The sequence below is a fragment of the Pseudomonas khavaziana genome, from assembly GCF_019145205.1.
Taxonomy (GTDB): domain Bacteria; phylum Pseudomonadota; class Gammaproteobacteria; order Pseudomonadales; family Pseudomonadaceae; genus Aquipseudomonas; species Aquipseudomonas khavaziana.
Genome location: NZ_JAHSTT010000084.1, coordinates 1 through 219 on the forward strand (window position 1 = coordinate 1; position 219 = coordinate 219).

The 219-nt window shown below is 53.4% G+C and carries 1 protein-coding gene; it reads right to left on the reverse strand.

Features of this window, described 5'->3' with window-relative positions; genetic code table 11:
• Window positions 1-219 (reverse strand): transposase (locus KVH01_RS29635; RefSeq protein WP_217883822.1); only part of this gene is annotated, 219 nt, incomplete at both ends.

Sequence of the window (219 nt, forward strand, 5' to 3'; positions counted from 1 at the left end):
GGCAGTACTCACCTAATTCAAGTTGCGTCAGGCTGGCTGTTTCAATGACAGCGGTCAACCGGGCCTCAGCAGACCATTTATCAGAAAGCGGTATATCTTCTGGCACTTTGCTTCCTTGGACACTGGCCATCTTGCGCCAGGTATACAGCGATACATCGCTGACCCCTTCACGGCGACAAACTTCGGCTACCGTCAGGTTCAGCGGGGGAAGCAACATCT